The organism is Streptomyces sp. NPDC048516, from assembly GCF_043199875.1.
In the GTDB taxonomy this organism is placed as follows: domain Bacteria; phylum Actinomycetota; class Actinomycetes; order Streptomycetales; family Streptomycetaceae; genus Streptomyces.
This window is the reverse complement of record NZ_JBICWS010000050.1, coordinates 1-6,182: the sequence shown is the minus strand read 5'-3', so window position 1 is coordinate 6,182 and position 6,182 is coordinate 1. Positions and strand designations below refer to the sequence as shown.

The 6,182-nt window shown below is 69.3% G+C and carries 2 protein-coding genes; both read right to left on the bottom strand.

The window, feature by feature from the left end; all coding sequences use genetic code 11:
- A partial coding sequence (locus ACGFR7_RS37370; RefSeq protein ID WP_393328515.1) for a beta-ketoacyl synthase N-terminal-like domain-containing protein occupies positions 1 to 5,333 on the bottom strand: 5,333 nt, incomplete at its 3' end.
- A 48-nt stretch (positions 5,334 to 5,381) separates the two neighbouring features.
- On the bottom strand, positions 5,382 to 6,182 hold an 801-nt coding region (locus tag ACGFR7_RS37365), incomplete at its 5' end, for a phosphopantetheine-binding protein (RefSeq protein WP_393328512.1).

Genomic DNA, 6,182 nt, shown 5'->3' with positions numbered 1-6,182 from the left:
TGGATGTGGCGGATGTTGTGGTGGGTGATGAGGTGTCGGGCGAGGAGGCTGCCGAGGGTTCCGGTGCCGCCGGTGATCAGGACGGTGCCTTCAGGCTCGAGCCCTCGCGGCACGCTAAGCGCCAACTTGCCGATGTGACGCGCCTGGCTGAGGTGGCGGAAGGCTTCCGGTGCCTGGCGGATGTCCCAACTGGTGGTGGGCAGCGGCTTCAGATCGCCGCGCTCAAACAACTCGGCCAGCTCGGCCAGCATCTTCCGTACTGACCCAGGCCCCTCCTGATCGAGGTTGTACGCCTGGTAGTTGACATCCGGATGGTCCTTGCGGACCGCTTCCCGGTCCCGGATGTCTGTCTTTCCCATCTCCAGGAAGTGCCCCCCGGGCGCCACCAGGCGCAGTGAGGCGTCCACGAATTCCTGGGCGAGGGAGTTGAGGACGACATCGACCCCGTTCCCCCCGGTCACCGCGAGGAACTGCTTCTCGAAGTCCAGCATGCGGGAGTTGGCGATGTGGTCCGCGTCGAACCCCTCGGCATAAAGGACATGGTGCTTCGCAGGGCTCGCGGTGGCGAAGGTCTCCGCACCCAGCAGCCGGGCCAGCTGTATGGCTGCCAGTCCCACACCGCCGGTGGCCGCGTGCACCAGCACCTTCTGCCCCGGACGCACCTCGGCCAGCTCCTTGAGGCCGTAGTACGCGGTGAGGAACGCCACCGGAGCGGAGGCGGCCTGCGCGTCGTCCCACCCACCGGGCACCCGCACGACCAGCCGCTGGTCGGTGACGCCGACCGGGCCCAGCGACCCCCTGAACAGGCCCATGACACGGTCGCCGACGGAGAGCCCCTCGACCTCCGGACCCACCTCCGTCACGATGCCTGCCGCCTCGCTGCCGATGGTCTCCTGCCCGGGAACCATGGCCAGCGATACGAGTACGTCCCGGAAGTTCACGCCCGCCGCACGGATCGCGACCCGTACCTCCCCCTCGGTCAGGGGCCGGATGGCCGAGGGGTTCTCGATGACCGCCAGCGTCTCCAGCGTGCCCTTGCCGCTGGCCTCCAGTCGCCAGTCCGATCCGACCGGCAGCACCAGGGACGGGGCGGCATCCGCTCGGGCCAGCCGGGGAACGTACACAGTGCCGTCGCGCAGCGCGAGTTCGGGTTCCTGGGAGGCCAGCGCCATCGCCACCAGATCGGCCGAGAGCTCCTCCCCGGCCAGATCTATGAGCGTGATCCGGTCGGGGTTCTCCGACTGGGCGGCACGGACGAAGCCACGGACCGCAGCCGCGGAGATGTCAGGGAGATGTTCGCCGGCGTGGGTGGCAACGGCGTTCCTGGTCGCCACCACCAGCCGGGTCTCGGCGAAGCGGTCGTCGCCGAGCCACTGCTGGAGCACTTCGAGCACCCAGCCGATGACGGCGCGGGCGTCGGCGGAGGGGTCGGAGCCGGTGCCGGCGGGCGGCATCACGACGAGGGTGTCGGGCGGCGGCGTACCGGAGTCGACGGCCTCGACGAGCGCCGCCGCCGACGCGTAGCAATCGAGTGCGGTACGTGACGATCCTGGTGCGGACTCCGGGACTGGCTGTCCGCCGAGCACGGCCAGTGAGCCCGCGGCCTCCGGGGAGTCCGGCTCGGGGGCCGGAATGACCGTCCAGTCGAGGTGGAACAGCGAGTTGTGGAGATCGACGTGGTGGGTGGCCAACTCATCGGCGTCGATGGCGCGGAGCGTCAGCGAGTCGATGGTGGCGATGGGCCCGCCCGCGGGGTCCGAGACCGTCAGAGTCACGGAGTCCTGGCCGGTGGGCGCGAGTACGACCCGCAGCCGACCGGCGCCCACGGCATGCAGGGAGACGCCCGTCCACGCGAAGGGCAGCCGTACGGTCAGGTCATCGGGCTGACCGCCGCCCGCGGCGTCGGTGCCCAGCAGCGCGATCGAGTGGAGAGCGGCGTCGAGGAGCGCCGGATGCAGACCGAATCCGGAGATGTCGGTGCCTTCGGGGAGCGCCACCTCGGCGCAGAGGCTCTCTCCGTCGCGCCAGGCCGCGTGCAGACCGCGGAAGGTGCTGCCGTAGTCGAGGCCGATTTCCGCGAGACGGTCGTACACGTCCTCGACGTCGACCGGCACAGCACCTGCGGGCGGCCAGACCTCCAGCACCTCGGGCTCTGCGGTCGTGCCGGTGGCGAGCATGCCCGAGCCATGGCAGGTCCAGGCGCTGCCGGGCTCGGCGCTCTCCGCCTGTGAATACACCGAGCACGGCCGCTGCCCCCCGTCGTTGGGCGCGCCCACGGTGACGTGGAGCCGCGCCGCACCCTTCGGTGGGAGGACCAGCGGCGCCTGCAGCGTGAGGTCTTCGATCCGGTCGCAGCCGACTTGCGCAGCGGCGTGCAGCAGCAGATCGAGATAGGCGGTGCCAGGGAGGAGGACGCGCCCCTGCACGGCGTGCTCGGCCAGCCAGGGGAGGGTCTGCACCGAGAGTCGGCCCGTGAATATCAGCCCCTCGGCCTCGGGGAGTTCGATCGCGGTGCTGAGGAGCGGATGGTCCGCTCGGGCCAGGCCCGCGGCCTCCACGTCCGCTACTGCCGGGGCCTCCAGCCAATACGGCTGGCGCTGGAAGGCGTAGGTGGGGAGGTCGGCCGGCGGGTCCGGAGTCGCGGGGAACACGGTCGCCCAGTCGACGGCCACACCACTGTTGTGGGCGGCGGTGAGGGCGACCATCAGCTGCGCCCGACCCCCGTGGTCACGGCGCAGGGTGTGCAGGACGGAGGCTTCCGGACCAGCGTCGGCGACGGTCTCCTCCAGGGAGGAACTCAGCAGTGGGTGCGGACTCACCTCGAGGAACACGTCGTGGCCGTCGGCGAGCAGGGCGCGAGTGGCGTCCTCGAACCGCACCGGCTCGCGCATGTTGCGGTACCAGTAAGCGGCCTGCAGCTCCGCGGTGTCCAGCAGCCCGCCGGTGACGGTGGAGTAGAACCGGATGGGGGAGGTACCGGGAGCCACCTGGGCCAGGACCTCGAGCAGATGGTCGTGGAAGACGTCGACCTGGGCGGAGTGGCCCGCCGTGTCCACTCCGGGAATGGCGCGGGCGTTGACGCCCTCGCTCTTCAACTCCTCGACGAGTTCGCTCACCGCATCCGGGAACCCCGCCACGGAAACTGTGCCCGGACTGTTCACCGCCGCGATGGAGAGTCGGCCACCCCACCGTTCGATACGGGGCAGCAGCTCGTCGGACCCGAGCGAAATCGCCGCCATGGCACCCTGCCCCGACAGCTTCAGCCACGCCTGGCTGCGCAGTGACACGATCCGGGCCGCGTCGTCGAGCGAGAGCCCGCCTGCGACGTACGCGGCGGCTATCTCGCCCTGGGAGTGGCCGACCACGGCCGAAGGTCGCACGCCGAAGCCGCGCCACGCCGCGGCCAGGGACACCATCATCGTGAACAGCACCGGCTGCACCACATCCACCCGGTCGGTGGAAGGGGCACCGGGCTCCTGGCGGAGCACCGAGAGGACCGACCAGTCGAGATAGGGGCGGAAGGCGGCCTCGCAGGCCTCGGCACTCTCCCGGAACGCCGCCGACTCCTCCAGCAGGCCGGGCGCCATCCCGAGCCACTGGGAACCCTGGCCGGGGAAGACGAAGACGACCTTTGCCGGTGCCGTGGAGACCTCTTGGACCGCGGATGCGCCGGAGACCATGTCGTTCTGGGCGAGGGCATGAAGCTGGGTGAGGAAGTCTTCACGGTGGTGGGCGAGGACGGCGGCGCGGTGGTTGTGGTGGGTGCGGTGGGTGGCGAGGGTGCGGCCGACGACGGTGGGGGTGAGTTCGGGGTGTCGGGAGAGGTGGGTGTGCAGGCGGGTGGCCTGGTCGCGCAGTGCCGCCTCGCTCCGCGCGGAGAGTAGCCAGGGAAGGGGAGCGCTGGTGGCGGGTTCGTCTCTCGGTGTCTGTGGCTGTGGCTCCGGTACGGGTGGTTGTTCGAGGATGATGTGGGCGTTGGTGCCGCTGATGCCGAAGGAGGAGATGGCTGCGCGCCGCAGCCGGCCGGTTTCGGGCCAGGGGGTGTGGTCGGTGAGGAGGGTTACTGCGCCGGTGTTCCAGTCGACGTGGGTGGTGGGTTCGTCGACGTGGAGGGTTTTGGGTAGTACGCCGTGGTGGATGGCTTGGATCATTTTGATGGTGCTGGCGATGCCGGCGGCGGCTTGGGTGTGTCCGATGTTGGATTTGATGGAGCCGAGCCAGAGGGGTTGGTTGGTGGGTCGGTTTTGGCCGTAGGTGGCGAGGAGTGCTTGGGCTTCGATGGGGTCGCCGAGGGTGGTGCCGGTGCCGTGGGCTTCGACGGCGTCGATGTCGGCTGGGGTGAGGTGGGCGTTGGTGAGGGCTTGGTGGATGACGCGTTGTTGGGAGGGGCCGTTGGGGGCGGAGAGTTGGCTGCTGGCGCCGTCCTGGTTGACGGCGCTGCCCCGTACCACTGCCAGCACCTGGTGCCCGTTGCGTTTCGCGTCCGACAACCGCTCCAGGAGGAGGAGGCCGGCGCCTTCGCCGAGTGTGGTGCCGTTGGCGGTGTTGGCGAAGGCTTTGATGCGGGCGTCGGGGGCGAGGCCGCGTTGGCGGCTGAATTCGATGAGGGTGGTGGGGGTGGCCATGATGCTGATGCCGCCGGCGAGGGCGAGGGTGCATTCGTTGTTGCGGAGTGCTTGGGCGGCGAGGTGGAGTGCGACCAGTGAGGATGAGCAGGCGGTGTCGATGCTGACGGCGGGGCCCTCGAACCCGAACGTGTAGGACACCCGACCCGACGCCACGCTGTACGCGCTGCCCGTGCTGAGGTACGCCTCGACCTCCTCCGGTACCTGGTTCATCAGTCGTCCGCCGTAGTCGCCGTACATCACCCCGGCGAAGACCCCCGTCGCACTTCCGCGCAGCCGTGTCGGGTCGATGCCGGCCCGTTCGATGGCCTCCCAGGCCAGCTCCAGCAGGATCCGTTGCTGCGGATCGATTGCCAGAGCCTCCCGCGGACTGATGCCGAAGAAGCCGGGGTCGAACTCGTCGGCGTCGTGCAGGAACCCCCCCTCGCGGACGTAGGTCTTGCCCGCCCGCTGTGGGTCCGCGTCGTACAGGTCCTCCGGATCCCAGCCACGGTTGGTGGGGAACGCCGTGATGGCGTCCGTGCCGTCCGCGAGCAGCTGCCACAGCTCCTCGGGGGAGGTGACGCCGCCCGGAAAGCGGCATGCCGTCCCCACGATCGCAATCGGTTCCTGGACCTCGGACTCGGCGTCCAGGAGCCGCTGCCGGGTGTGGTGCAGCTCAGCAGTCACCCGCTTGAGATAATCGCGGAGCCGGTTCTCATTGGACATGTGGGCGTCACCCTTCGCGGTGATCTGCGGACTTCTCGTACGGGGAATTCAGGAGATTCCGAGTTCTCTGTCGATGAGCTCGAACACCTCGTCGTCGGTGGCCGTGTCAATACGGTCCGTAAAGGTGTCGCCGACGGTTCCTTCGGTGTCCTGGACCTGATTGAGCTTCAGCAGGAAATCCTGTAGCCGAATCGAAAGCGACATTCGGGTGTCCGGAGAGATCGCGAGGAGATCCCGCTCCAATTCGTCGAGCTCGGTGAGGAACGGTTGGAACGAGACCGAATCCTCCGGCAGTACCTGTGTACGCACATGGCGGGCGAGTGCCAGCGGCGTGGCGTGGTCGAAGACGACCGAGGTCGGCAGCCGCAGGCCGACGGCGGCGTTCAGCCGGTTCCGCAACTCCACGGCGGTGAGGGAGCTGAAGCCCATGTCGAGGAAGCCCCGGTCCACCTCGACCCGTGTCGGCGAACTGTGACCCAGGACGGTGGCGACGTGCGAGCGGATCAGGTCGGTGAGAAGCGACTCCTGTTCGGCTACCGGAAGTCGGGCCAGTCGGTCGGCGAGCTCAGCCGCGGGGGTGACGGTGGTCGACGCACGCCGCTGTGGTGTGCGTAGTAGCCCGCGGAAGAGCCCGGGCAACAGGCCCGCCGAGGCCTGGAGCCGCAGCTGCGGGGTGTCGATCCTGGCGGCGACCAAGGTTGGCCGGTCGAGCGTCAGCGCAGCGTCGAACAGAGCGAGCCCCTCCTCGTCGCTGATCGGGGTGATGCCTGCTCGGTTGAGGCGTTGGTGGTCGGTGGTGTGGAGGTGGGTGGTGAGGTTGGTGGTGTGTTGCCAGAGGCCCCAGGCGAG